Consider the following 25,371-nt stretch of genomic DNA (forward strand, 5'->3'; position numbering starts at 1 on the left):
CGATATTCCTTAATGGATGGTTGCTGAACGTTTTTTTGTCTGAAAATACTTTCTATCTCCAGACTTCGCGAAGTACGATTTACGAGGTACGATTCAAAATTGTAAATCGTAAATCCAAAAGGATGTTTCAAATTTCCTTTTGAAATTGACCGGTAGTTTTATTTTATGTACGATAACAAGGCGTTGAAAAAGACCTGTTTCTATAGACCATTAATACCATGTTACGGAATGATATGGCAATAAATAAGGTGTAAGTATCATCATTTTGCCAAAAATTTACAAAAGTATTTTAATAAGCATTTTTTTCCGTTCTGCTTGTCTTAAAAAATCAATCGATAAAGCAGAGACACAGGATTTATTCCTTTACTTGTTTAATAATTATTCACAATTGTATTACGTCTATGATATTAGTATTATCCGGCACCGAAGAGGGTAAAGAAATCGTCCGACAACTTCATTATGATGGTTTTAATGTAAGGACTACAGTTGCTACTGAATATGGCAGAAAGATGTTTGAACAAATTGGACTTGATACTCTTTGCATTCAAAAGCGTTGTGACAAGGAAGGATTTAGAAGACTCATTCAGGAAAAAGGAATCACTGTTTTAATTGATGCAACACATCCTTTTGCGGTTGAAGCGACAAAAAACGCATATGAAGCATGCAGGGAAGCCGGCATTGACTATTTTCGCTTTGAACGCAAAGACTCCGTGATATCTGATCACCCGCTTATACATAGCGTTAGTTCTGCCGATGATGCGGTAAAAAAAGCCAGGCAGCTTGGAACTAATATTTTTTTGACAACCGGGATTTCAGGCGTTTCAAAGTTTATCTCTTTAAAAAATGAAAAACAGCTATTTGTTCGTATACTTCCCATACCGGAACATATCGTGTCGTGCATTGAAATGGGGATATTTCCTAAAAACATTATCGCAATGCATGGCCCGTTTTCAACAGAGTTAAACAAAGCTATGTTTCAGCAATACGGGATTAATGTCATCGTTTCAAAAGAAAGCGGGGGAGTGGGGGGGGTAAATGAGAAAATTCAGGCAGCTATTGAGTTAGGTATCGACACGATTCTGATAACAAGGCCTGCATTAGCATTACCGGATGTTTACACAAGTATTACTGATATCCTGAATAAAGTAAAAGCCCTGCGGTAAAACGATGCATTTGCATAATATAATGGACGGGCTTTTTCATACCAGTAGTTAAGATGCTTTTTTGGTAAGATAAGTAATAGAAAGGGAGGTCTGAAAAATGAGAAAGGGTTTTGATGCAGAATACATGGCAAAGGTGGCATTGGATGCTATCAGGGAAGAAAAGACGCTGGCAGAATTGTCATCACAGTACGAAGTTCATAAGACACAAATAGCAAAGTGGTGCAAACGAGCGATAGAAGGTACTAAACATTGAATTAGATAACGTAGGTCGGGTTTCTTGCCTGACTTTCTGGTCTCATATTTCGACAGAAGATTTTTTGAGGTGCGACAATGAAAATCATATCATTTGGCGATGTTCATGAAGACGTCAGTAAACTTCCGTTAATTCAACACATTGTGGAAAAAGCCGATTTAATAATTATTTCAGGTGACATTACAAACTGTCACGGCAAAAAACACGCTGAACCGGTCATAAACTTATTGAAAATGATTAATAATAATATATATGCACAGTATGGGAATATGGATACTTCTGCAGTAAATAATTATCTGACTGATATCGGCATAAACCTGCATGGGAAAGGGTATTTTTTTGGAGACGTTGGGGTATTCGGCTGTGGTGCATCAAATCCAACCCCTTTTAATACTCCGTCTGAAATCAGTGAAGATGAAATAGCGGCAAATTTGTTAAAAGGATATAACATGGTAAAGGGCGCACGATGGAAAATTATGGTGTGTCACACACCGCCCAAAGATACCGCTGTTGACAGAATTAGTAATGGCATGCATGTGGGAAGCAGCGCCGCGAGGGATTTTATTGAACAACAAAAGCCTCACGTTTGCATTTCAGGACATATACATGAGGCAAAAGGAAAAGATAAAATCGGGGACACGCTGATATTGAATGCGGGTATGTTTCGTGATGGGTGGTATATTGAAATAGATTGTGATGAAAGAGTAATATCTGCTAACCTGCGGTCTATAGCATAAGGGATTTCTATCTTTAACAACAATAACAGAATAAAGTCGCTGCCAAAGGAACCTGATTTCAATGAAGATTGCATTAGTAGTGTATCAATTTATTAAAGAAAAAGGTGGCGTTGAGCGTTATGTATATAATTTGGCAGAGCAACTAGTCAGTAAAAAATATGAGGTGCATATATTTACGCATTGTCTTCCTGAAAAAGAAGATAACAGATATATCTTTCACTATGTACCTGCCATTTCTTTCTGGTCTCCGCTAAAATACTGGACATTCGCCTTCAATGCCCCACGGGCGGTTAAAAAAACTGGCATACGATTTGACATTGTTCACGGGTTTACACAAACATTGTATCAGGATATTTACAGAGTAGGGGGGGGATGTCACTGGGATTATATGCTGCATACGTATCCTTCCATGCAGACCATCTTTGGCAGGGCATTGCTCTGCCTTAATCCAAGGCACATGAGCCTTTTGCTTTTAGAGAAAATGATTTTTAAAGGGAAACGCTACAAACAGGTTACTTGTATTTCTGAGATGTGCAAAGATGAGTTGGTGTCACATTATAAAATACCCCCTGAAGACATAGCAATTATTTACAATGGCGTGGATACAATGCTTTTTAGTCCGGATAACAGCCGGAAATACAGGGATAGCATAAGAAGCATGTATGATGTGGCTCCGGATGATATTCTTTTGGTGTTTGTGGGTTCCGGGTTTAAGAGGAAGGGCCTCATACATGTGATACATGCCTTGGCAATGGCAGATATGCCAAAAAACGTGAAACTGTTGGTTGTTGGCAGGGGATATGAAGAAAAGTTTCGGGCAATTGCGAAGGAGAAAGGTATTTATGAACTGGTAATTTTTGCGGGCACTAGCAAAGAAATTCACAAAATATATGCGGCAGGTGATATTTTTGTTTTCCCCAGTGAGTATGATGCGTTTGGCACGGCATGCCTGGAGGCAATGGCGTCGGGTCTTCCGGTAATTGTGAGTAAAGCGAGCGGTGCATCTGAAATTATCGAGGACGGCAAAGATGGTATCGTTATTGAACATCCGATCAATGCAAAAGAAATCGCTGATGCTTTGCAGATGCTTTATGATAAGGAGAAACGGAAGCAAATGGGACTGGCAGCAAGGAATAAGTCGGAAAAGTATTCATTAGAAGTAAATATAAACAAAACGTTGTCGGTATATCGGAGGCTTGTGTGTGACAGTAACTTTTAATACCATACTTGGCAGTTGGCAATCTACAGTCTACAGTCGGCAAATTGCAGATTGCCGATTGAGGACTGAGGATTGTTTTTAGCGCAGTTCAAGCGTAGTATTAATGATGTTTCTAAAAGTTGTATCCAATGCTTCCAATAAGAGTGGTATCATCTTTTTTATTAGCCCCGGAAGGGGTATTATCATACTGGTTTATTAATACCGTGCTTAGTGACAAAGCCTTCATCAAATCATGCTTTATCCCTAAACTTGAATCTAACCGCCAATCTTCCTGATCTTCAACACTTGTGTTGTATTCATTTTTTGCAAATAACTTTGTAGAACTCAGCATATGCCAGTCTAAATAATGCCCAAACCGTAAACCGAAATTGTTTTCCGTGATACCTCCGTGATATCTTTCATGGGTAAATGCAGGGCCTCCTTCAATCCGATATTTAATTTTTTCACTACTAAATAAACGATACCCAGGCCCAAAAGAGGAAATCGTTCTGTAATTTAAATTTTCAAGTTCATCATGTTCAAAATATTCCTGCAAAAACAGATATACTTTGAAAGAGGTGTTATATTCGTATTTCAATGTCACCTTTTGCTCATTGGCGGTTTCTTCAGACCCACCGGTACTTTGGTTCTTCTTTGTTTCAAAAATGGCAAGCATATCGAAAAATATTTTGTCGCATTTCCTTTCGTTTGAATATCCAATTTTCAGGTGCGTTGTTGTGGCTTCCGTATTTCCTGTTTTAATGTTAATGCCGGACTCAACGCTCCCTTTCCATGTTTTTTGAGGAGAAGAATCTTTTTTGGACTCATCTACCGCCAGTGTAACGGTTTCATCCTTATCCCCGGCAATTGGAGGTACGGCGTCACCTTCCTTTTCGGATGTATGCGTATCTGATGGTATTGCCTGTTTGGGTATTAAATATGAAGATGGTTCTTTTTGTGCGGTTATTATTTCATCAAGGGTATGAGTGGCATCTAATAGTTTAAAAGCATAAACGTTTATTTTTTTGATGGATACATATTCACCGTTTACAGGTTTAAGAATCGAGAACTGAGTGGGTTTGTTTTCATGATAATAGACTTTTATAATTTCGTTATTGCTGGAAAAAACACTGACGTTCTCTAATCGGATAGTACAGATATTTTCTCCGTCCTGCAGAAAGGTAATGGAATTATCGGTAATTTTGATAAGTTTCCCTTTTATGTATATCCCATCAACTGTTATCAATTCATCTGAAAGCGTCTGAGATGTTGAGGTGCGCAGCTTGTTTTGCATGTGTATTTTTGTATTTGCAGATTTGATGTGCCTGCGGGTCTTTATTACGTCAATGTCTTCATCATCATCGGGAGCGTAAACTCCATATTCATTTTCAGTAAAACCATGCGCATTTTTACTATGAGAATTATTAAATGCCATATGAAGTGAAGAAATCGTATCTGCCGGAATAGAGAGTATTAGTTTGTTATTTGCATAGGCGTCCACTTTACATGGAATGGTTATATCATCAACCTTTAAGGAAACATGACCGGAGGAGTAAGTATCGTCGGGAAACTGCATTATTAAAGATTTAAGATCGCTTTCTGACAGCTCTGCGGTTACATAATTTCCCTCAAAACCGACAATTTCAATATCGATGCTTTTGTCGGCATTCTTCAAAAATAAAGAATCTCCATATGCAGCGGAACAAACACTTATAAGCAAAATTATTACAGTGAAAGAAAACTTCATTATTGATTGCATTTGCAGAATCGATAAAAAGTAACAATTTATTTTTTGAAAAATTCCAATAATAGCGATGTTTGCCGCACAGCGTAGGGGCTAAGCAATTACTATAAATTGTCATAAATAAGTGCATACCCCAACTGGTAAATGCCTCACCCCTACACTGTAAAACTGAAATTATGCGAGCGAAGGGAATAATTCACGCAGCCCGTTTGCTATAATTTCTATTGCGATTGCGGTTAGAATCAAACCAAATAAACGATTAAGGATATTGCGTCCTATCGGGCCTAATGCCCTGCCTATAGGGCTTGCAAGGCGAAGAACTATCCAGAGCAGTATGCAGGTGATAAGAATACATAGTATGACCAGCGCCCCGTGATAAGTGGCGGAAGAACGGTGCATTTCTATTATAACAGTACTTATCGAGCCGGGACCGGCTAGCAGCGGAATGGCAAGGGGAACGACGGCAATTGTCGCCTTGTTCTCTGCCGCTGCCTCTTCAGTGGGGCTTGTTTTCACTTTATCGGCCTGCGCTCTTAGCATTGCCAATGCCATTATAAACAATACAATGCCGCCACCGACTCTAAAAGAGGCAAGGCTTGTGCCAAAAGTCTTTAATAATGATTCACCGCTAATGGCAGAGGAAATGAGGACAAGTGCTACCGTTATTATGGTAACAAGCACGACCCGTGCTCTTTGTGATTGGCTGTATCCCTGCGTTAGGCTTAAAAATATGGGAATAGCCGCAAAAGGGTCCAGTATTACCATGAGGGCTGTCAAAAATCGCGTGTATTCCGTCCAATGTTCCATAGAGTATTACCCTGTAAAAACTTCTTTTGTAATAGTTTTGACCCCTTCTCTAAACAAGAGAATGATCCAGCCCCTCTCAAACAGGGGAATACAAAAATCACCTCATAGAAAAAGATTTAGAATATCAGACTATAATCAAAGAAAAAAGCATGGACAGTATTGAATTGTCCATGCTTTTTTTGTGTAAAAATAATTGTCTAACGAATGTTGCTTACCAACCCGTAACCGTCTCGTAAGTTTCTTTCTAGTCAACATTAACGTCAAGTATTGATTGTAAATCGCCAGAGGAAAACTTTATGCTAATATTGTCTTTTTTTGATGTTTTCCTTGCGCCTGTTACTGTAAATACTGCCTTACCTGCTTCATCTGTCAAAATTGCAGTAGATGAAATCTTTACCTTGTTGCCATCCTTTTGGACAATTGCATCAATCTTAGCGTCCACTGCGGGGCTTCCGTTTTTACATTTTGCCTTGACTGTTACTTCGCTGCTTTCTCCTTCTTTGAGTTTAAGCTTTTTATCAGGATTTGTTGTTAAACTGCCAAGACTGCATGCCTCTGCCTGAACCTTTACCTCTAGTTTAGCGCTGAGTTTTTCAGCCTTGAATTTAATTTCTGCTGGCTCTGTATCGGTTTTCATATCACCGGACACAGCAAAAACTGCCTTTCCATTTTTATCTGTTTCAGCGCTTTTGGGAGTAAGCGTTATATATTTCTTGCCTTTTATTACCTCGGCTTCTAGTTTAACGCCCTCTGCCGGACTATCGTCCTTGCACTTTACTTTAACGGTAATGCTGGCATTTTTGCCTTTTTCCAGGGTTAATTTTTTATCGGGAAGCGTTATTACTGTTTTTGGTTTGCATGGAGTTGTTATTTCTGTAGTTTCCTCTGCTGATGTTGTTTTAGCGGTGTCTGCGGAGGTTTTCTCTTCCGTTAGAGAAGTGCCCTCAACTTCAACTTCATCAGTGGATATGGATTCATCAACTATTTCTTCGTTAGATGACTCCTCACCTTCTTCTTTCACCAGGGAAGCGGCAACGGTTTCTTCTTCAGAACCGGCTTCTGTGTCTTTTTCTGCTTCTGTTTTAACCTTTACCTCGAGAATTGTTTTAATATCATCTGCGGAAAATTTGATGGTAGGTGCATCTTTCTTCGTTTTACTTATACCGGAAACGGTAAAGACGGCTTTGCCGCTTTCATCGGTTAATGCGCTGGAAGAGGAAAGTTTTATGCTATTACTGCCCTTCTGTATGATGGCATCCACTTTAACATCAACCGCGGGACTTCCATTGTTGCATTTTAACCTGACGGTTATATCGCTGCTTTGCCCTACGAAAAGTGTTACTTTGTTCTCAGGATTTGTCTTTATAGTATCCAACTTGCATTCTTCAGCCTGAACCTTTATCTCTAGCGTAGTGCTAAGTTTGTCTGCCTTGAATTTGATTTCGGCATTTTCCGTTTCTGTCTTCTTATCTCCCGTGATAGTAAACACGGCTTTGCCATTTTCGTCTGTTACCGCACTTTTTGGAGAAAAGGATATGTTTTTGTTGCCTTTTAATACTTTCGTCTCTATGGCAACACCGGAAGCCGGGCTGTCGTCCTTGCATTTTAACCTTAGAATGACATTGCCGCTCTTGCCTTTTTTGATGGTAAGTGTCTTTTCCGGGTTAGTTTGCATAGACTTGGGCTTACAATCAGAGGCAATTGTATTGTTTGTTGGGGCAATAGCCGAAATAAATGAAACACAAATTAAAACAATACTATACAAAAAAATATTTCTGCACGTAATTCCGTTCATGCGCCTTTCTCCTGATCTTCTTTTAAAAATATTTTGCGGTAGAGATAAAGTAAATTACCCGTTTTTTGATTTAAGAGCGGGGTAATATTTATGAGTTATTTGGTGTGTGACAAAGAAAGAAAAAAGCACGCTATCCCAATAGAGATGTTTATTGATATGAGTGGATATTATAAATACCATATTGAGAAAATGCAACGTTAAAAGTAAATGAAGGTGAGGTGTAATGTTTACGCTGAATAGTTACCCGATAGGATAAACAAAAACAGGCTGGATATTATATCCAGCCTGTTTTTGTTGGTCATACATGACGATGAATCAATTTGGAGATGATTCAAACAGGGTAAAAATGAGAGAATGTATTACTGTCCGGTTCTCTCGTTAAAAACTTTCTTACACTGTTCTGAACAGAAGTAATATACCTCCCCTTTGAATTCTGCTGAAGGGGAATTTTTCAAATCCTTAACTTCCATTCCGCAAATGGGATCTTTTGCAACCCCTTCCTGCCCTTCTTCTTTTATTTCGTGCTTATGTGGCGGACGGCTGGCATCACTGCCGCATACTCCACAGCTTGCCCAGGAAGCAGCGCTTACGCAAAAGATGCTAATGCAAGTAATAAAAAAGATGGTTGTCCTGTTTATGTAGAAATATTTTTTCATAAATAAATCTCCTTGAGAAATATACTTGATTTATAATCTAAAATAATACAGCAATGCCTCCTTTCGAAATAAAGAAAATTGTAAACAACAAGGTCTATCTATTTTCGTATTCCGTTTCACGCTCATCGATTATAAAAAACAATAATACCGAATAAAAGATAAATACGCATTTATTATTTACCCGGCGGACATTATTCAACAGGTGATCCTGTTTAACTGGTAACTATTCAGCGTAATCTATTAAACTATCGAAGCACCACTCGTTCCCAAACAGAACAGACTGGGTCAAATGTGCAATTTTATCCTATTTCACAACAAGCATTTCTCCCTTTTGAGGCAACAAAGTTTCATTTGCCCCAGTCTGTGGAGCTTGAGAACGAGAGAATGTCCGCTTCGGCGAGGCCTTATGTTAAACCGTCTTGTTTTTTTCATCAACGCTCAATCTGTCTAGCTTTTTTTTAAGCCATTCGTTCTCCACCTTCAATTGCCCTATTTGCCGGTACAACTCATCTATTACCTTCTTCTTTTCTCCGATAGTCTTCGCCTCCTTTCCCTGAAATATCCCTCCTAATCCTTCTATCGCTCGTTTCCGCCACTTTGCTATTTGTGTCTTATGGACTTCGTACTGTGATGACAATTCTGCCAGCGTCTTTTCCTCCCTGATTGCATCCAATGCCACCTTTGCCATGTATTCTGCATCAAAACTCTTTCTCATTTTTCAGACCTCCCTTTCCATTACCTATCTTACCAAAAAAGCATCTTAACTACTGGTCTGAAAAAGCCCGTCCATTATAAAATAAATAAATAAAGAAATTAATTTTCCATCAAGACACAGGCCAAAGGAGATGTATAGGATTAAAAAATATCTATTCATGGTTTAGATATTTTTTGATTTTTTTAATTAAACAAAGCAATGCATCTACAAAACAGCAATAAATGGTCTTGACAAACCCATCCGCCGCACAAATAATTTTCTTTTCTTTATAAAAATGCTCCCATTGCCGCAATTTTCTCTTACATCTTAATTCGCGGATACATACACCAAGTTTCGCACCGGCAGAACCATCCAGAAGATCAAGAATGTAAGGGCGCTTGAAACATTTATAGAAAAAAGCAGCAATTCCCTTTCGAATTCTTTTATAGTGGCGTTGACGTATATAAGTGCGGTTAGTATTTATAAGTGCTTTTATACCTGAAAAAAAATCAACAGAAATTAGAACACGAGCTGCCGCATCAGCGGCGTTCCAGCTTTGACAATAACATGCTTGTTTATAGACTTCTTGTATTTTGTTAACAGCTATTTTTTTGCCTTGCAATCGTTCAATGTCTAAAATAATAATTTCACTCAAAAACCCATCTTCGAAGGAATCATATTCAGCAGATTCAGAACTAAGGCGAGAGAAATCGCTAAATATTTTTTCAAAATTGGTTTGTTTCTCAATAACGTGTTCTTTTTTCAAGCGTTTGCAATGAGGAGTATTGCTTCGTATTATATCACGTGCTATCTCAAGATAAAGGCGTGTTATAATTGCCAATTCTCTTCTGTCAAGTAGCAATGGAGGATCAAGAACAATTGGTTCTAGAGTTTTTATTGCATCGTCCAATTTTCCAAGGCGCCAATAAGTAAAGCCTTTTAGACAAGTGATTTTTGAGGACTCATTGTTAAGATTGTCGTTTACGTTAATTTTTTCTAAATATTGCATTGCAGAGCAATAGGCAGATACACTTAAAAGAGCATTTGCTATATCCCAATATAGTAGTGGCGTAAGTTTTGTTATAGTATTTTTACTACTATTATAGGATAATTCGCGTATATATTGAATATGCAAGGAAGGCCATCCTGCAATAACCCCTGGCCCTTTATCAAACATAATATAAGTAGAGTTTCTAAGATTTTCTAAAGAAATTTCACTGAACCAATCTTTAAAGTTTTTTTCCCACTCAGGATTTTGGGAATTTGTGCTACGTTTCCATCCATATTCAGCACCTAATTTGAGTAACCAATTATCTTTTGTATCTTCAGATGTAAGATTAGTTCTAATCCAATATTTAGTGAAATCTGGTGGTCTCTCACCTTTTTTTACAACCCAGATTAATTTCGCACAAGTATTATTTAAGTTTCTTAAGTGAGGCGAAATATCAATATCGCCATATCCACTGTAGCCGACGACAAGAACTACTTTATTATTAAGCAGTTTTTCGATATAGTTGTACTCTTCAAGATATTTTCCTTTTATTAAAGCAGGAGAAGTTGCTTTGATCTTACCCTGAAAAACATCTCCATGAAGCTTAAGTATGTATGGTTCGTTTTCTAAATTATTTAATGGTTGAGAATGAATTAATAATCGGATGCTATTGTTACACAATTCAATGGCATTATCAAAATTAGTTGTAATAACAGCGCTTGCCTTCTTTTTCTCAAGTAGAAAGCTAATCGCCGAATGGTTTGAGTTAAATTGTTTTTCTTTGCATTTAAATACAGCTCTTATTAAAGAATCAATAACACTTGGCTTTTCTTTCGATGGTTGTTCAAACGCATTAATAGAGGAATCTGGAGAACCAACGTCTTTTGAAATAAAGGAAACTTGAATACGATATAAAAGATCTTCGAATTTAGTATTTATACGAAGAGAAACATATACTCCTTCCGCTAATTCATACGAGTACTTGGCTAACAATCTATCATAGTATGAAGGTGATTTTTCTGCATCTTCTAATTCTAAAAATAGTTTTAAATTATAAAAGAAGTGCTTTGAAAAGTCAGAAACTGATGGTAGAAAATTTTTTTCAATCCCATTTCCTAACAAAGAAATTCCGCAACCACAAAAAATGACAAAAGAATCACCAAGCTCATTTCTTAGTTTATTGAATGAGTTTAATTCTATTGCATATGTCAAATTTAAAATAGCTCCTCAAGAAATATTTTTAAACAAAAAAATAAAAGTAGAATTAGCAATAAATATTTTAATTAACAATTAAAATATACCAAATTATATTGATATTTACTTCTATAGCATTTGTATCTGTTTGAATTTGTAAATATGAAATATTAAAAGTTCTTAAGTCATTGATATTGGGCTGGTTTCCCGCTTTTCCTTGAAAATTAAGATATTGTTGGCATACATCAATTCTATCATTTTTGATTGATTTTAGCACGAAATTAGCACGCACATCGAACAACCATGACGCTGTCAAAGTTTTCCATAAGCACATAAAATACAAAGATATGTAAAAAAACGTGGACATTCCCCCTAAAATATTTTATATTATAGGGCATGAACCAGCATACAACACCAATCGATAACACACACAACGAACTACTTCATTCAATTACCGTTCGTCCTGTTTCACAAAACGACCAGGCAAATTGGGACACACTGATGCGCCAGCATCATTACCTTGGATTTCGTTCTCTCGTAGGAGAATCAATTCGCTACGTAGCGGAATCACAGGGACAATGGCTTGCCTTGATCGGCTGGGCTGCCGCAGCATTAAAATGTACCGTTCGCGATAAGTGGATTGGATGGCCGCCATTTTTAAAATCGCAACGACTGAAACTCATAGCAAACAACTCACGTTTCCTGATCCTTCCTCAGATACACGTACCAAACCTTGCCTCCCGTATTCTTTCTCTTAACCTTAAGCGCTTATCACAAGACTGGACTAAGGTCTATGGGCATCCAATCTGGCTTGTGGAGACCTTTGTCGATCCTCGTTTTTTTAAAGGCGTCTGCTATAAGGCCGCAGGATGGATTTTTTTAGGACATTCAACCGGTTTTGCCAGATCATCACAAGGCTATCTTCTGCACAATAAGCCAAAGATGGTCTTTGTTCGCTCATTGAAAGCACAAGTCCAAAAACAACTTAACAACCTTAATCTTACCATACAATTAAGAAAGGAGACAAAGCCTATGAAATTATCTTTAAAAGATGCGGAATTTCTTGACGAATTATTGCAGCAAATCCCTGAACATCGCATGCCCAGAGGCGTTCGCCACAGGAAACGTTCTATCCTGGCAATTTCTATCTGTGCTATCATCTGCAATGCCTGGAGCTTTGCCGCCATTGCAGAGTGGGCAAAGCGTTGTCCGCAAAATATGCTAAAACGTCTCTCCTGCCGTTATAATACAAAAACGAAACGATACGAACCACCGAGTGAACCTACCATCAGGCGTTTCTTACAGCAGGTGGATGCAGAAGCAGTTGATAAAGTCCTCTCGCGTTGGTTTCAATCTGTAGGTGATAAAAGCCTGCCCATTGCGGTTGACGGGAAAACCCTTTGCGGTGCAAGACAGCCTGACGGCAAACAGGTACATTTGCTTGCCGCTTTTCTTCATAAACAGGGTATAGTTCTCGCACAAACTCAGGTAGACCGCAAAACAAACGAAATACCGATGGTTCCGGTATTGTTTGATGATTTAGACATAAAAGACCGTGTCGTTACTTTCGATGCCTTACATGCGCAAAAGGAAACCGCCCGTTATCTGGTAGAAGACAAAAAGGCAGAATATATATTCACGGTGAAAGATAATCAAAAAACCATAAAACAAGCCATCTAGGAACTGAATCTCAGTTCTTTTCCCCCCCTCAGCACGAAACAATTGAAAAAGGCCATGGCCGCATTGAAATCCGCAGGATTTGGACCAGCACCGAATTAAACGAATAACTTGATTTCCCCTACGTTAAGCAGGTATTTTGCATTCATAGAATATTTACAAAAGTCAAGACCGGCAAAAAGACCGAGGAAATTGTTTACGGTATTACCAGCCTGACACAACAAAAAGCAAGTCCCAAAACCATTCTTAAGTTTTCCCGCGGACACTGGTCAATAGAAAATGGACTTCATTATGTGCGTGATACCTCCTTCCGTGAAGACCATTCTCAAATACGCACACAAAATGCCCCAAGGGCAATGGCTTCTTTGAAGAACCTTGTGGTTGGGCTGTTTCATTTTCTCAATGTACCAAATATTGCAAAGACGCTCAGAAATTTTGCGGCAAGACCTTTTCTTGCACTTCAAATGCTTCGCTTGTAATGTAGAGAACAAAAAAAAGCCTTTATTTTTTTACTATCTCTTTCGTTACCACAGGGATACTCCCGTTACATTTTGCTTGTTTTGCTCATTTCTGCAGATTTATATGGGAATTCTATCGTTTTTTACTTTCTTCTCCACTTATTGACGGGAGCTTTTGGCACAAATTCTTGATCCGCGTCTTTCGTAGGGTGACTTTGACGTTGCCGTGAATTAAGTATGGTGTCCCTTGAATTATCTCTGAATTATCCTTTTTTATTTTGTATAATATCGTCTGCCCAGCTTAATGCAGCAACAACGTTCGGAAATCCAATGGTACTGGTGACGAGAATCATTGTATGATATATCTCCTCCGGTGTTACCCCTGCTTCAAGTGCCCTTCTTACATGACTATGAACAGCGCCCTCGGAGCGTTCAGTTGCAGCAGTTGCAAGTTGAATTAGTTGTGCAGTCTTTTCGTCCAGGGGACCCTCCTGTTTAACAACCTTGCCAAGCTCCTCAACGGCATCGAAATATTTTTCATGTCGTTTTTTAATTTGAAGAAACTGTTTAGGTAATTTTTCCTTTGCCATACTACACTCCTTTTCAATAAGCAATTATACTGATTATAATTTACGGTGGGTAAGTACTGTATTTTATCATACTGTTGTTAAAAAAAGGATGATAAATATTATTGAGTTATGTTGTTATTGATTTTTATAAGGAAAAATCCTATTGATCCAAGTTCAACAAGTAAAAACCATATCTTTTGTAACACCAATAAGTTGCAATTTTAGTACTTCATTTTTCTACACTACATCTTTGAGTTTTAATAGGTGATTTTATATATTTTCTGCCTGGCGGTGTATGTTTCATATGAAGATTATTATAAATCATGTGTTGCTCTTCCGTGGGTGTTGTGCAGGTTCTGACATCAATAACGTGGCCATCCTCTGTGTTCATGGTAGTTGTTACCCTTATGTGTGTAGCAAGGATATTACAGATCGTATTCCACGTATGATGAATCCCCACGGTTCTTAGCTTCTTTAATATCCCGGCAGGCATATGATAGGCCAATACCGTTATATGCGCATGGGCAATGGTTGAGGAGGGGTCTCAAAGATATAGGAGTAAATGCACTTCTGCTTTAAGAGACATTCATCGCATTCTTTGCTCTTGATTACGCATACTACAAGTCTAAAGGCATATCCAAAGCCGCCGCAGAATACGGCGCCTTTATATGCGGGAAAGCGTATTTGGTATTTAGCGCAGATGGTGAACCTGAATCTTACAGCCCGAAACCTTTCGAACATAGAAATTCCGATCAAGGTTAGATGCTGGGTAACCTCTCAATAAGTTGAGGTTTTTATAATAGTTTCTACAGTCTACAGCCTACAGTCTACAGTCTGCAATTTGCCGATTGCCGATTGCTGACAGCACAGTATTCCCTATTAATGAAGTAAGGGGGGGTGTTTACCTCAACTTATTGAGAAGTTACGATGCCAGAAGAGGTGGAACTTTTTGAAGAACAGCCTGCCGATACTATATGAATGCCAGTGTAAGAAAGCAAATGAAAAATAGAGGGACGAAGGAGGAGAGAACAGGAGGTGGGAGAGGGATCCGTTAACTTTGCAGAATGAGTCTGTTTTTCGTTTCATCGCGTAATAAGCTTTGCAAAAATATGCCAATCCCTTTCGTCCAACATTTTAAATGTTTCGTTGTTAATATACCTACACTTCAATGCAAACTCCAACCCTGTTTATGTTTCTGCCGCTTCTTATTCTGCAAGCGGTTAATTTATTAACAAATACCGCCTTATATCTACATTTTATCACGCCTTCAGCAAGATTAACGCATGCTGACCCTGAAGACCTGCTGTGTAGGGGGGATTAAGCGGCAGCGAATCCACCACAATAAAGACAGGGAATCCCAGCTATATCATATACACTTCTTTAGGGTAATTCTCTTGTCCTGAATTTATAGACTTTTATAACAACAAATGATTCATGGTCACACCTGAGTAGTACCGTACTCTGAATGAAACAAAATCAAAAACCATTGGACAGAATAAAAACAAAAAACCCTCCCGCATGCCTTGATAATACGACCGGAATAAAGACTCTTTGTAAGGAACGAAAATATATCAAAACACTTGAAAAGGTTATGGGAAAATCATGACATGTTAGCGATTATTCTGTCTGCGAACTCTGAACATTTCAGCAATTGAGCGCCGTCCATTTGCCGTTCCAAATCATAGGTTACCGTTTTTTGCCGAATGGTTTTTTCTAATGCCGTTATAATTAACATTGCCGCTTTATCCCATCCAAGGTGTTCAAACATCATAACTCCTGATAAAATTACTGAGCCTGGATTAACAATATCCTTTCCGGCATATTTTGGCGCAGTACCATGTGTCGCTTCGAAGATTGCCGCATTATCGCCAATATTGGCGCCCGGCGCCATGCCTAATCCGCCAACCTGTGCCGCGCAGGCATCGGAGATATAATCGCCGTTTAAATTCGGAGTGGCAATAACACTATATTCATCTGGCCGAAGGAGTACTTGCTGGAACATTGCATCTGCAATTCTATCTTTTATCACTACCTTGTTTTTGGGTGCTTTACCGTTATATTTTTTTTGTACTTCTTCTTCAGTTATTACCGATTTAGAGAATTCTTCTCTGGCGACTTCATATCCCCATTCACAAAAGGCGCCCTCAGTGTACTTCATGATGTTGCCTTTATGCATCAGGGTTACACTGCATAGCTTTTTATCAATGGCATACTGAATTGCACGCCTTACTAACCTCTTTGTGCCTGTCACACTTATCGGCTTAATGCCAATGCCGGAATCTTTTCTGATTTTTACCCGGAACTCTTTTTCTATAAAGGCGATGAGTTTTTTTGCATCGGGAGACCCTTTTTTGTATTCGATACCCGCATAAACATCCTCGGTGTTTTCACGAAAAATGATGACGTTTAATTTTTCCGGTGATTTAACAGGACTGGGAACACCTTCAAAATAGCGGACAGGACGGACACAGGCATATAAATCGAGTTCCTGGCGAAGTGTGACATTGAGGCTTCGGATTCCACCTCCAACGGGTGTCGTAAGAGGCCCCTTGATTGCTACCTTGTATTTTTTTATTGCTTTTAAGGTTTCTCCGGGCAACCATTCACCACATTCGTTAAAGGTCTTTTCTCCTGCCAGTACTTCCAACCAGTGAACCCTTTTTTTGTTTTTATAGGCAATGCTTACTGCCGCATCAAACACCCGTACCGAAGCGTTCCAGATATCAGGGCCTGTGCCGTCTCCGCTGATAAACGGAATAATAGGATCATTCGGTACAACCAAATGAGTTTTTTCTTTTGTTATAGCGCTACCTTCCTTTGACAGTTTTTGTGTTTTTGTTACCAAGACGAACCCTCCTGTAAATTTGTTCAGTTTTGCAGCAGTTTATAAAAGGCTTTATAGTACATTCATAAGAAGATAAATTCAATTTAATAGTAACAGGAATTTAGTAAGGCGTCTTGTTATGGGTTCATTGCTTAAATGTTCCTTGCGTGGCTGTATTTTTATGGTACTGATATCCCTGAGACAACCCCGATATTCATTCATAGTTATTTTTTTAATTTTAATAAAGACTTAACGGGTTGTGCCTGCAAGAAATATTGTATAAATTGGATATTTTGGGCATAAGATGTGTGGATAGCTTTTTTTACCTATTAAGGAAATAATATTATTGACAATGTAATTTGTGTCTGCTACCATGATTCACCTTTAGGTGTGCAGTAGATTAAGGTATTTTTAGGGCTTTACAGAGAAAATATTATAAGGAGGACTAGGTTGAACGACGAAGAGATTGAAAAAGGTGTAACCTCAATAGTTGCAGAGGTTACAGAGCTGGATGAAAAAGAGATCTGGGAGAAAAGGGATGCGAATTTTTTTCAGGACCTTGAAATTGATTCTCTTCTGGCGCTTGAGATTTTAGCGCTTATAGAAAAAAAATTTAAAGTGCAAATTCCAGAAGAAAAACTTGTAGATATTACTTCTTTGAGCGCCACGATTGGTTTAACAAAATCGGTTTTGGCAGAGAGTGGGAAGTAAATTGGTTATTCGAAAATCATTGTGCAATGAAAGAAAGAGATATTCAACATGATACTTTTTGAGGAAATACGATCTCTTCTTCCTCAAAAATATCCTTTCATATTTATTGATAGAGCGATTGAGTTTGAAGAAAGCAAGAGAATCGTATGCGTAAAAAACATTTCCGGTAATGAACCTGTCTTTGTAGGACATTTCCCTGATTTTGCCATAATGCCTGGTGTTTTAATCATTGAGGCGATGGCGCAAGCTTCAATAATCTTGTTCAGAAAGAGTCTTCCTTCCAGAAACGATGAAGATGCTGTTTTTTTATTGGCATCAGTCAATAATGCCAGATTTACAAAACCCGTCGTTCCCGGTGATCAGCTTACCATAGAAGTGATTGTTGAAAAGATTGTTTCAAGAGGTGCTATAGTTCAGTCTGTTGTGAAAGTTCAGGAAAAGGTCGTTGCTAAAGCAGCTTTGACTTTTGGTATTGTGGAAAAGAGTTCGTTGGTTTAATTAAAATAGCATTAATATATGGATAAACGAGTCGTTATAACTGGTGTTGGGATGATAACTCCCATTGGTTCGGGGAAAGATGTTTTTTGGAACGCCCTTACCGCCGGGGAATCGGGCGTATCTGAAGTGTCATGTATAGATACTTCAGGATACAGAGTACACAAAGGGTGCGAGGTCAAGAATTTTAATTATTCAGATTATATTAAAAATGGTGTCTTAAAAGAGATAGGCAAGGGTTCGCAATTTGCTATAGCGGCTACGAAACTTGCGTTAGATGATGCTAAAATGGATTTGTCTAAAATTGAATTGGAACGAATGGGGGTGTCTGTCGGGACAACTGCCGGTGAAATACAAATCTTAGAGAAAGTAAATTATATCAGACATAGAGACGGGGAGGACAAAGTAGCCCCTGATTTGTTTTTAATGCATCCCTGTAACAATATCCCTGCTAACATTGCAATTGAATTTGGTTTGAAAGGCCCCAATACGATAATACCCACTGCGTGTGCAGCGGGGAATTATGCTATTGGTTATGCTTACGATTTAATTAGATTTGGAAGAGTAGATGTTATGGTTGCGGGGGGTTCTGATCCTTTTTCGAAAGTGGCTTTTACCGGTTTTGCCCGTTTAGGTGCTATAGCGCCAGAAATTTGTCAGCCTTTTGATAAAAATAGAAAGGGCATGATGGTTGGTGAAGGTGCGGGAATGCTTGTTTTGGAGTCGCTGGAGTCTGCGGAGAAAAGAAACGCTAATGTTTATGCTGAGATTATTGGTTACGGTTTGAGTTGCGATGCTTACCATATTACCATACCACATCCGGATGGCGAAGGTGTTATTTCTGCAATGATAAAAGCATTAAAGAGCGCAAACCTCAGGCCTGAAGATGTTCAATACATAAGCGCTCATGGTACCGGCACTCCTGCAAATGATAAGGCGGAAACTATTTCAATAAAAAAGGTCTTTGGAGAAAAACCTGAACATCTGGCAATTAGTTCAATAAAATCGATGATAGGGCATACAATGGGTGCTGCCAGTGTTATAGAAGCAATTGCTTGCGCCTTAGCGGTGCAAAACGACATTATTCCTCCTACTATAAATTATGTTACGCCTGATCCTGAATGTGATTTGGATTATGTGCCCAATGTCATGAGAAAACAAGAGGTAAACATTGCGTTGAACAATGCTCATGCCTTTGGGGGCAATAACAGTTGTCTGGTAATAAAGAAATTTACCAATTAGAATGTTTGTAAAGAAAATTTATTTTAAAAATAATTGAAATAATTATATTTAAGAACGATATTTCCAAAGTTGAAGCGTATAAAATAAGAGGTTTATAAATGGGCGATACGAGGATTGTAATTACAGGAATATCTGTCATCTCCCCTCTTGGAGAAACGAAAGAGGACTTTTGGCAAAATTTAATAAACGGGGTATCCGGGATTAAACCGGTAACGTTATTTGATGTAACTCATTTTAATAGTAAACAGGCAGGAGAGATCACGGATTTTGACCCTAAAATTTATTTGGGGAAGAAGGGTATTCGCCATATCGACAGAACGTCCCTTCTGGTATCTTCGGCTACGTGTCTGGCGATTAAGGATGCTAATCTTGAGAATAATACTTACAATGAAGATGAATTAGGCATCGTTGTAGGCTCTACTTATGGCAGTATTGACAGTATAAGTTCTTTTGATTTTCAATCACTTAGAGAGGGTCCAAACTATGTAAATCCGATGGACTTTCCTAATACGGTAATAAACGCACCTGCCAGCCGGGCGTCGATTTTTTGCAAGGCAACAGGTTTAAGTACAACAATTTCTAACGGGGTAACGAGCAGCATTGACGCTATTATATATGCATCTGATTTTCTGCGAATGGGAAGGGTAAAGGCGGTAATTGCAGGAGGAGTTTATGGATTAGGCCATGACATTTTTTGGGGAGCGCATAGTTCAAAAATCTTGGCGGGGAGTAATAGCGGTACCCTTGAAATTAGTGCGCCTTTTGATAAGAGACGTAATGGCATGGTCCTGGGAGAAGCCTCTGCGCTGGTTATACTCGAAACTTTAGAGGATGCGTTAAAGAGGAATGCAAATATTTACGCGGAAGTAAGGGGTTATGGAACAGCCTTTGATCCTAAGATGTCCACCAGTAAAGAATACCAGACAGACGGCAGCATAAGGGCTATCCGAAGCGCTTTAGAAGATGCAAAATTAACGCTTCATGATATTTCCTGCATATCTGCTAATGCATATTCCGGAGTATATGGCGATGCAATGGAGGTAAGGGCTTTAAAAGAAGTATTTGGTATGCGCGCGAAACTTATTCCAGTGACTGCTATCAAATCAATGACAGGTGAATGTCTTGACGCATCAGGGGCTTTACAGACAGTGGCGGCGGTGATGTCTCTTAACACGCATACTATTCCTCCGACAATTAATTATAAGGAACCTGATCCGGAATGCGACCTAGGTTTGGTTGTTGAAAGAGCGGCGACTGTTCCGGTAAAAAATGTCCTTATAAATTCATCCTCACGTTTAGGAAATAGCTCTTCCCTGATAGTATCAAAGTTTAAATAAGTTTCATGTCATCGACCAAGCCTATCAAGCCACATATTCAATCCACGAAAATCGATACATTATATCCTTCTTACGATGTAATTGTAATTGGAGCGGGTATCGCAGGCCTTATTTGTGCCGCATTTCTTGCTAAAAGCGGGAAAAAGGCACTTCTTATTGAACAGCATTTTATTCCAGGCGGATATTGTACTTCGTTTAAAAGAAAAGGATTTCTTTTTGATGCTGCTGTTCATCACATCGGTGGTTGTGGTAAATGGAGTGTTGTTGGGCGTTGTTTTAAAATGCTCGGGATAGAGATGGATTTTTACCACTTAGATCCCATGGATAATCTGATTTTTCCAACATTCAGCATTGAAATTCCTGCCGACTTAGACGAATATTTATTACGTTTACAGAAAAGGTATCCACATGAAAAGGACAATATTAAGTGGTTCTTTCAAGACTTTATAAGGCTTTATCGTGCTACATTTCATAATGAAAAAAGTCAGATTATAGAAAAATACAAAGACATGACTTATGGAATGATGCTCGATCATTTTTTTGATGATAGTGAGTTAAAGATGGTTCTTTCTGGGCAGTGGGGTTATGTAGGTTTAGCGCCGTCGAAAGCATCTGCGATTGCCATGTCTCAAATGATGATAAATTATCTTAAAGATGGCGCCTTTTTCCCAAAAGGCGGAACGCAAGAGTTTGCAAATGCAATTTTTAGGAAATTTATTGATTTTGGCGGACACGTTATGTTATCATCCAAAGTCAAAAAAATCTTAAAGAAAGGACCCTCCGTTAACGGTGTTAAATTAAATGATGACAAAGAGATACATTCGAGCGTTGTTGTGTCGAATATAGATGCAAGACAGACGTTTTATCATTTGTTGAATGATGAAAATGATGTAGATGCGGTGTACCTTAAAAACATTGAAGGAATGAAGGAAAGCTGTTCTTTTTTTCTCTTGTATCTGGGAATTGGAAAAGGGATAGATTTAAATACTTTAAAAAGAGGATTTTATTTATCCGGCTCAAATTTTGACTCTATTGATAGTGAGTGGATGTATATATCTGTTCCAACCAGTATATGCCAGGCCCTTTCCCCTCAAAATAAACAAATAATCTCCATAGTAGTGTATAAGAAGGAAGAATTTTATAAAAATGTGACGGATTGGGAATTGCTCAAACAAAATATAGTTTCAAGTACTTTGGAGAGACTAGAAAGTTATTTACCTGATATAAAAAAACATATAGAAATAATAGAGGTGGCTACTCCTAAAACCCTGGAGCGTTACACATTAAATACCAATGGGGCAGCTTATGGCTGGGCAGTAAGCGTTGATCAAATATGGGAACAAAGGCTTTCGCCGACAACACCAATTAGCGGCCTTTATTTGGCAGGCCATTGGACAAGACCTGGCCCTGGCATATGTGCTGTTGTTTCTTCGGGATGGAGTGTTGCTAATTTAATTTTGAAGAATTGGAGGTAAAAATATGAAAAAAATGATGCTCATTAATCCACATAAGCCCGGGAGGCATGGAGAAGAGAGTATTACGGTAATTGTTCAGATGCCGTTAAACCTTGCTTATATTAAGGCCCTTACGCCTGGTGATTGGGAATTTGATGTTATTGATGAAAATATCGAACTGGCAATTGATGATAATGGCGAACTTACTTTCGCGCCGGTGGACCTTGTTTGTATTACATCAGTGACCTACCAATCTCCCAGGGCATACAAGATTGCTACTGCATGTAAAAGGAAAGGTATGACCGTAATAATGGGAGGGATACATGCGTCTGTAATGCCTGAAGAGGCTTCAAAGTACGTGGACACTGTTTTTATTGGTGAGGCAGAGGAAGTCTGGCCACGGGTAATAAAAGACTTTGAAGCAGGAAAGTTAAAGAAGGTTTACGATGGTGGTTTACCGCCGTTGAATTTGATGAAAAGGGTTTTCCCTGACAGAGAGTTTCTGAGGAAGAAATATAATTATAAGTTTTCTTCTATTGTAACTACGAAGGGGTGCCCGAATTATTGTGATTTTTGCAGTGTTCCTACATTTCAGGGAAGAAAATTCAGGGAAAGACCTTATGAAGATGTGTTGGAAGAGTTAGCGGCGACTGATTATAAGGGACTCATGCTGGCAGAAGATAATTTTTACGGACATGGGAAGCGGTCAAATGAAAGAGCGAGAAATCTTTTTAAAGGCATGGTTGAGCGTAATCTTCAAAAAGATTGGCTAGGGTTTACTGCTTTAAATATTTCGCAGGATAAGGAAACATTAGATTATATGGCGAAAAGCGGTTGTTTTGGCATGCTTATGGGCATAGAGTCGACCAATGAAACCGTTTTAGAAAAAATGAATAAACAGGTAAATTTAAAGCTGGGCACAGAGAGCTATTATGATTGTATTCAGAAAATACATGATGCGGGTTTGGTCACCTGGGGTTCGGTGGTTTTTGGGGCTGACGGAGACGGTAAAGATTCTTTTAAAAGGATGACCGATTTTATATTGGAAAATAACATAGACATTTTGACTTTCGGCATTAACTGTCCTTTTCCAAAAACGCAGTTGTATAAAAGGTTGGATTCGGAAAAGAGAATATTCAGGAAAAACTATCCGGATGATTGGGAATATTATGATACAGCACATGTTGTCCATCGGTTGGTGGATATGACATTGGAGGATTTTATAGAAGGAATGCAATATGTTTATGATCATATCTATGCAGGAGATAATTTGAGAAAACGTTTTAGAAATTCTATTAAAACGACGAACAATCCCAGAAATTCCATGTTTGCTTTTCGGGTAGGTTCTGACTGGCAACAGGTATTCGATCAGGTATTGGAAAATTTAAGATTATTATATGATTCCGGCGATTATTATAAAGATTATTATAAATCAAATTCTGTGTCTGTATCGAAGAAACCACTGGTAGAAAGCATCACCACATAAAAACAAGGTATTTTTGGATATTTAATACAAAGTAAACGTGTAGGAAAGGAGATATGAAATGATAGGCAAATTATTGTCTTTATCTATGGAAAAATCAATTATTCCGGATGTAAGCCCAAAATTTATTCTGATTGTTACAATAGCCCTTATCTTTGTGATACTATTTGCATGGAAAAAGGAGGAATAATTGCCTGTGAGCAACTCTGCCTTTGATCTTGCAATCATTGGAGGTGGGCCTGCCGGTTATGTTGCGGCAATAAAAGCCGCTCAGTCCGGCTTAAAAACTGCTTTAATCGAAAAAGAGAAAGTTGGCGGCACATGTCTGCATAAGGGTTGTATTCCCACAAAAACGCTGTTGTACTCTGCGGAACTTTACAGAAAGTTTGCTAATGCAGGTGAATATGGAATCACTACCGGCAGTTTGAATGTCGATTATCCTCTAATACATCGGCGCAAAGAATATGTTGTTAAACGCTTGTTTCAGGGAGTTCAGTCCCTTTTAAAAAAAAATGGTGTCGATGTCTTCAGCGCCGAAGGGCGTATCATATCTAATCAGGAAGTTTCAATAGTCAGCGATGGTATAGAAACAAACCGAATAAAGGTAAAAAATATTATACTTGCCACGGGTTCTGCTCCTTTCATTCCAAAAAACATACCTTATGATAAAAAATATGTACTTACCAGCGATGATATTCTATTGCGGGAAGAAATTCCAAAATCGATAATTATTGTCGGTGGAGGTGCGGTTGGGATTGAATTTGCCTGTCTTTTTAATGCATTTGGGACAGAGGTTACGGTTTTGGAACTTTTGGAAGATATACTACCTTCCGAAGATAAAGAAATCAACGGAACTGTGAAAAACCTGCTTATACGTAGAGGGGTAAATGTTTTGACCCAAACCTCTTTGGAAAAAGTAGAAATAGAGAATGGCGTTAAATTAGAGATTAAAGGTGTTAACGATATTTCCGGTAATAGAGAATTTTTACATGCGGATTTGTTATTACTGGCTGCCGGAAGAGTACCTCTGCTGGATAATATCGGGATAGAAGAAATGTCGTTAAATTTTGACGGACAATATTTAAGGACGAATGAAGGCATGGAAACAAGCCAGAGAGGGGTTTATGCAATAGGCGATATTACGGGAGCGCCGCTTCTTGCGCATAAAGCAATAAATGAAGGCATCTTGTCAGTAACGCATCTTACAGGGAAAGATATGCACATCATAAACCGTAAAAATATCCCAAGAGTTGTTTACAGTTTTCCGCAGGTAGCGAGTATTGGTCTTACACAAAAAGAGGCGGAGGAAATGGGTTACAAGGTGAAAATCGGAAAATTTCCTTTTGCCGCGAACAGTATGGCAATAATTGAAGGAGAATCATTGGATGGTTTTGTTAAAATTGTTTCGGAAGAAAAATATGGTGAAATTCTTGGAGTGCATGCAATAGGTCATCACGTCGGAGAATGGATGTGGGGACTTTCGCTTAACTCTATTTTAGAAGGTACGGTTCAGGAAGTATCAAATGCTATATTCCCTCACCCTACTCTATCAGAGGCTTTATTCGAGGCCGCTCATTCAATAGTTGATAAACCTATATGCAACGCTGTTGAATAACTACTCATGAACACTACACTAAGGATTTCAAGAAGGTTTTTCTTTGCAACTCCTGATCTTTCCTATTGTCAAAACATTTACACTGACGTAGTATCTGTGCCAGAAAGGATGGTGTATGAAAAACTTACTGTGCCATCATGGTCTCGGATGCGGCGGTGATACAATATCTTTGCCTGAATGCAGAAGAACCTGATTTTTTAACTACTCTTGAGATGCTTGACATAAACGCTTGGCACCCATCGCTCTCTCTTGAAACTAATCTTTACCCACAAAT

The 25,371-nt window shown here is 38.6% G+C and carries 22 protein-coding genes and 1 pseudogene; 14 read left to right on the forward strand and 9 right to left on the reverse strand.

Annotation, left to right across the window (positions count from 1 at the left end):
• The first annotated feature begins 401 nt into the window (after positions 1-401).
• From cobK to KSMBR1_RS17370, 4 genes are all read left to right on the forward strand, one after another.
• Positions 402-1,163: a precorrin-6A reductase gene (cobK, locus tag KSMBR1_RS17360; protein ID WP_099326456.1), complete on the forward strand. Its 762-nt coding sequence runs from the start codon at positions 402-404 to the stop codon at positions 1,161-1,163.
• Positions 1,164-1,260: 97 nt separating this feature from the next.
• A complete protein-coding gene (locus KSMBR1_RS21250; protein ID WP_157820699.1) occupies positions 1,261-1,416 on the forward strand; it encodes a hypothetical protein in 156 nt (51 codons plus the stop codon).
• Between the two features lie 77 nt (positions 1,417-1,493).
• Positions 1,494-2,153, forward strand: coding sequence for a metallophosphoesterase (locus KSMBR1_RS17365; RefSeq protein ID WP_099326457.1), 660 nt, complete (start codon positions 1,494-1,496; stop codon positions 2,151-2,153).
• Positions 2,154-2,214: 61 nt separating this feature from the next.
• A complete protein-coding gene (locus tag KSMBR1_RS17370) occupies positions 2,215-3,372 on the forward strand; it encodes a glycosyltransferase family 4 protein (RefSeq protein WP_099326458.1) in 1,158 nt (385 codons plus the stop codon).
• A 112-nt stretch (positions 3,373-3,484) separates the two neighbouring features.
• Here the strand turns inward: KSMBR1_RS17370 and KSMBR1_RS17375 are convergent, their stop codons facing one another.
• From KSMBR1_RS17375 to KSMBR1_RS17400, 6 genes are all read right to left on the reverse strand, one after another.
• Positions 3,485-5,026 (reverse strand): DUF481 domain-containing protein, encoded by a 1,542-nt coding sequence (locus KSMBR1_RS17375; RefSeq protein ID WP_157820700.1) that lies wholly within the window; start codon positions 5,024-5,026, stop codon positions 3,485-3,487.
• Positions 5,027-5,269: 243 nt separating this feature from the next.
• The gene (locus KSMBR1_RS17380; protein WP_099326460.1) at positions 5,270-5,902 is read right to left on the reverse strand and encodes a MarC family protein; all 633 of its coding nucleotides are present in this window, start codon (positions 5,900-5,902) and stop codon (positions 5,270-5,272) included.
• A gap of 244 nt (positions 5,903-6,146) precedes the next feature.
• Positions 6,147-7,697 (reverse strand): hypothetical protein, encoded by a 1,551-nt coding sequence (locus KSMBR1_RS17385; protein WP_099326461.1) that lies wholly within the window; start codon positions 7,695-7,697, stop codon positions 6,147-6,149.
• A 359-nt stretch (positions 7,698-8,056) separates the two neighbouring features.
• Positions 8,057-8,353, reverse strand: a complete 297-nt coding sequence (locus tag KSMBR1_RS17390; protein ID WP_099326462.1) for a YHS domain-containing protein — start codon at positions 8,351-8,353, stop codon at positions 8,057-8,059.
• 409 nt (positions 8,354-8,762) lie between these two features.
• Positions 8,763-9,068: a hypothetical protein gene (locus KSMBR1_RS17395; RefSeq protein WP_099326463.1), complete on the reverse strand. Its 306-nt coding sequence runs from the start codon at positions 9,066-9,068 to the stop codon at positions 8,763-8,765.
• Between the two features lie 151 nt (positions 9,069-9,219).
• Positions 9,220-11,250, reverse strand: coding sequence for an SIR2 family protein (locus KSMBR1_RS17400; protein WP_099326464.1), 2,031 nt, complete (start codon positions 11,248-11,250; stop codon positions 9,220-9,222).
• Positions 11,251-11,628: 378 nt separating this feature from the next.
• Here KSMBR1_RS17400 and KSMBR1_RS17410 point away from each other — a divergent pair, with 378 nt between their 5' ends.
• Positions 11,629-12,912: an ISAs1 family transposase gene (locus KSMBR1_RS17410; RefSeq protein ID WP_099326466.1), complete on the forward strand. Its 1,284-nt coding sequence runs from the start codon at positions 11,629-11,631 to the stop codon at positions 12,910-12,912.
• A gap of 149 nt (positions 12,913-13,061) precedes the next feature.
• The gene (locus KSMBR1_RS23655) at positions 13,062-13,388 is read left to right on the forward strand and encodes a transposase (protein WP_419470082.1); all 327 of its coding nucleotides are present in this window, start codon (positions 13,062-13,064) and stop codon (positions 13,386-13,388) included.
• Between the two features lie 242 nt (positions 13,389-13,630).
• Here KSMBR1_RS23655 and KSMBR1_RS17420 read toward each other — a convergent pair whose 3' ends face one another.
• The 3 genes and pseudogenes from KSMBR1_RS17420 to icd all read right to left on the reverse strand — a co-directional run bounded on the left by KSMBR1_RS17420 (position 13,631) and on the right by icd (position 16,781).
• Positions 13,631-13,957 (reverse strand): carboxymuconolactone decarboxylase family protein, encoded by a 327-nt coding sequence (locus KSMBR1_RS17420; protein ID WP_099326468.1) that lies wholly within the window; start codon positions 13,955-13,957, stop codon positions 13,631-13,633.
• Between the two features lie 208 nt (positions 13,958-14,165).
• Positions 14,166-14,468, reverse strand: a pseudogene (locus KSMBR1_RS21255) (IS1634 family transposase); the annotation flags it as partial.
• Positions 14,469-15,536: 1,068 nt separating this feature from the next.
• Positions 15,537-16,781: an isocitrate dehydrogenase (NADP(+)) gene (gene icd, locus KSMBR1_RS17425; protein ID WP_205713392.1), complete on the reverse strand. Its 1,245-nt coding sequence runs from the start codon at positions 16,779-16,781 to the stop codon at positions 15,537-15,539.
• Between the two features lie 429 nt (positions 16,782-17,210).
• Between icd and KSMBR1_RS17430 the strand changes: the two genes are divergently transcribed.
• The 8 genes from KSMBR1_RS17430 to lpdA all read left to right on the forward strand — a co-directional run bounded on the left by KSMBR1_RS17430 (position 17,211) and on the right by lpdA (position 25,097).
• The gene (locus tag KSMBR1_RS17430; protein WP_099326469.1) at positions 17,211-17,471 is read left to right on the forward strand and encodes an acyl carrier protein; all 261 of its coding nucleotides are present in this window, start codon (positions 17,211-17,213) and stop codon (positions 17,469-17,471) included.
• Between the two features lie 48 nt (positions 17,472-17,519).
• The gene (gene fabZ, locus KSMBR1_RS17435) at positions 17,520-17,969 is read left to right on the forward strand and encodes a 3-hydroxyacyl-ACP dehydratase FabZ (protein WP_099326470.1); all 450 of its coding nucleotides are present in this window, start codon (positions 17,520-17,522) and stop codon (positions 17,967-17,969) included.
• Between the two features lie 18 nt (positions 17,970-17,987).
• Complete coding sequence (locus KSMBR1_RS17440) at positions 17,988-19,208, forward strand: beta-ketoacyl-[acyl-carrier-protein] synthase family protein (protein ID WP_099326471.1); 1,221 nt, start codon at positions 17,988-17,990, stop codon at positions 19,206-19,208.
• A gap of 98 nt (positions 19,209-19,306) precedes the next feature.
• The gene (locus tag KSMBR1_RS17445; protein ID WP_099326472.1) at positions 19,307-20,545 is read left to right on the forward strand and encodes a beta-ketoacyl-[acyl-carrier-protein] synthase family protein; all 1,239 of its coding nucleotides are present in this window, start codon (positions 19,307-19,309) and stop codon (positions 20,543-20,545) included.
• A 5-nt stretch (positions 20,546-20,550) separates the two neighbouring features.
• A complete protein-coding gene (locus KSMBR1_RS17450; RefSeq protein ID WP_099326473.1) occupies positions 20,551-22,020 on the forward strand; it encodes a phytoene desaturase family protein in 1,470 nt (489 codons plus the stop codon).
• A 4-nt stretch (positions 22,021-22,024) separates the two neighbouring features.
• Positions 22,025-23,485 carry a B12-binding domain-containing radical SAM protein gene (locus KSMBR1_RS17455; protein WP_099326474.1) on the forward strand — a complete coding sequence of 487 codons (1,461 nt, stop codon included), beginning with the start codon at positions 22,025-22,027 and terminating at the stop codon, positions 23,483-23,485.
• Between the two features lie 58 nt (positions 23,486-23,543).
• Positions 23,544-23,672: a hypothetical protein gene (locus tag KSMBR1_RS22765; RefSeq protein ID WP_261341070.1), complete on the forward strand. Its 129-nt coding sequence runs from the start codon at positions 23,544-23,546 to the stop codon at positions 23,670-23,672.
• Positions 23,673-23,678: 6 nt separating this feature from the next.
• Positions 23,679-25,097 carry a dihydrolipoyl dehydrogenase gene (gene lpdA / locus KSMBR1_RS17460; protein WP_157820702.1) on the forward strand — a complete coding sequence of 473 codons (1,419 nt, stop codon included), beginning with the start codon at positions 23,679-23,681 and terminating at the stop codon, positions 25,095-25,097.
• Positions 25,098-25,371 lie beyond the last annotated feature (274 nt).

Source organism: Candidatus Kuenenia stuttgartiensis (assembly GCF_900232105.1).
GTDB classification, from domain to species: Bacteria; Planctomycetota; Brocadiia; order Brocadiales; family Brocadiaceae; genus Kuenenia; species Kuenenia stuttgartiensis_A.

Bases quoted from the DNA above. Each gene is read 5' to 3' on its own strand.
- fabZ (WP_099326470.1), top strand. From the start codon at position 17,520: ATGATACTTTTTGAGGAAATACGATCTCTTCTTCCTCAAAAATATCCT.
- KSMBR1_RS17390 (WP_099326462.1), bottom strand. From the start codon at position 8,353: ATGAAAAAATATTTCTACATAAACAGGACAACCATCTTTTTTATTACT.
- KSMBR1_RS17440 (WP_099326471.1), top strand. From the start codon at position 17,988: ATGGATAAACGAGTCGTTATAACTGGTGTTGGGATGATAACTCCCATT.
- KSMBR1_RS17385 (WP_099326461.1), bottom strand. From the start codon at position 7,697: ATGAACGGAATTACGTGCAGAAATATTTTTTTGTATAGTATTGTTTTA.
- KSMBR1_RS17445 (WP_099326472.1), top strand. From the start codon at position 19,307: ATGGGCGATACGAGGATTGTAATTACAGGAATATCTGTCATCTCCCCT.
- KSMBR1_RS21250 (WP_157820699.1), top strand. From the start codon at position 1,261: ATGAGAAAGGGTTTTGATGCAGAATACATGGCAAAGGTGGCATTGGAT.
- KSMBR1_RS17370 (WP_099326458.1), top strand. From the start codon at position 2,215: ATGAAGATTGCATTAGTAGTGTATCAATTTATTAAAGAAAAAGGTGGC.
- KSMBR1_RS17395 (WP_099326463.1), bottom strand. From the start codon at position 9,068: ATGAGAAAGAGTTTTGATGCAGAATACATGGCAAAGGTGGCATTGGAT.
- KSMBR1_RS17420 (WP_099326468.1), bottom strand. From the start codon at position 13,957: ATGGCAAAGGAAAAATTACCTAAACAGTTTCTTCAAATTAAAAAACGA.
- KSMBR1_RS17455 (WP_099326474.1), top strand. From the start codon at position 22,025: ATGAAAAAAATGATGCTCATTAATCCACATAAGCCCGGGAGGCATGGA.
- KSMBR1_RS22765 (WP_261341070.1), top strand. From the start codon at position 23,544: ATGATAGGCAAATTATTGTCTTTATCTATGGAAAAATCAATTATTCCG.
- KSMBR1_RS17450 (WP_099326473.1), top strand. From the start codon at position 20,551: ATGTCATCGACCAAGCCTATCAAGCCACATATTCAATCCACGAAAATC.
- KSMBR1_RS17410 (WP_099326466.1), top strand. From the start codon at position 11,629: ATGAACCAGCATACAACACCAATCGATAACACACACAACGAACTACTT.
- cobK (WP_099326456.1), top strand. From the start codon at position 402: ATGATATTAGTATTATCCGGCACCGAAGAGGGTAAAGAAATCGTCCGA.
- KSMBR1_RS17380 (WP_099326460.1), bottom strand. From the start codon at position 5,902: ATGGAACATTGGACGGAATACACGCGATTTTTGACAGCCCTCATGGTA.
- KSMBR1_RS17365 (WP_099326457.1), top strand. From the start codon at position 1,494: ATGAAAATCATATCATTTGGCGATGTTCATGAAGACGTCAGTAAACTT.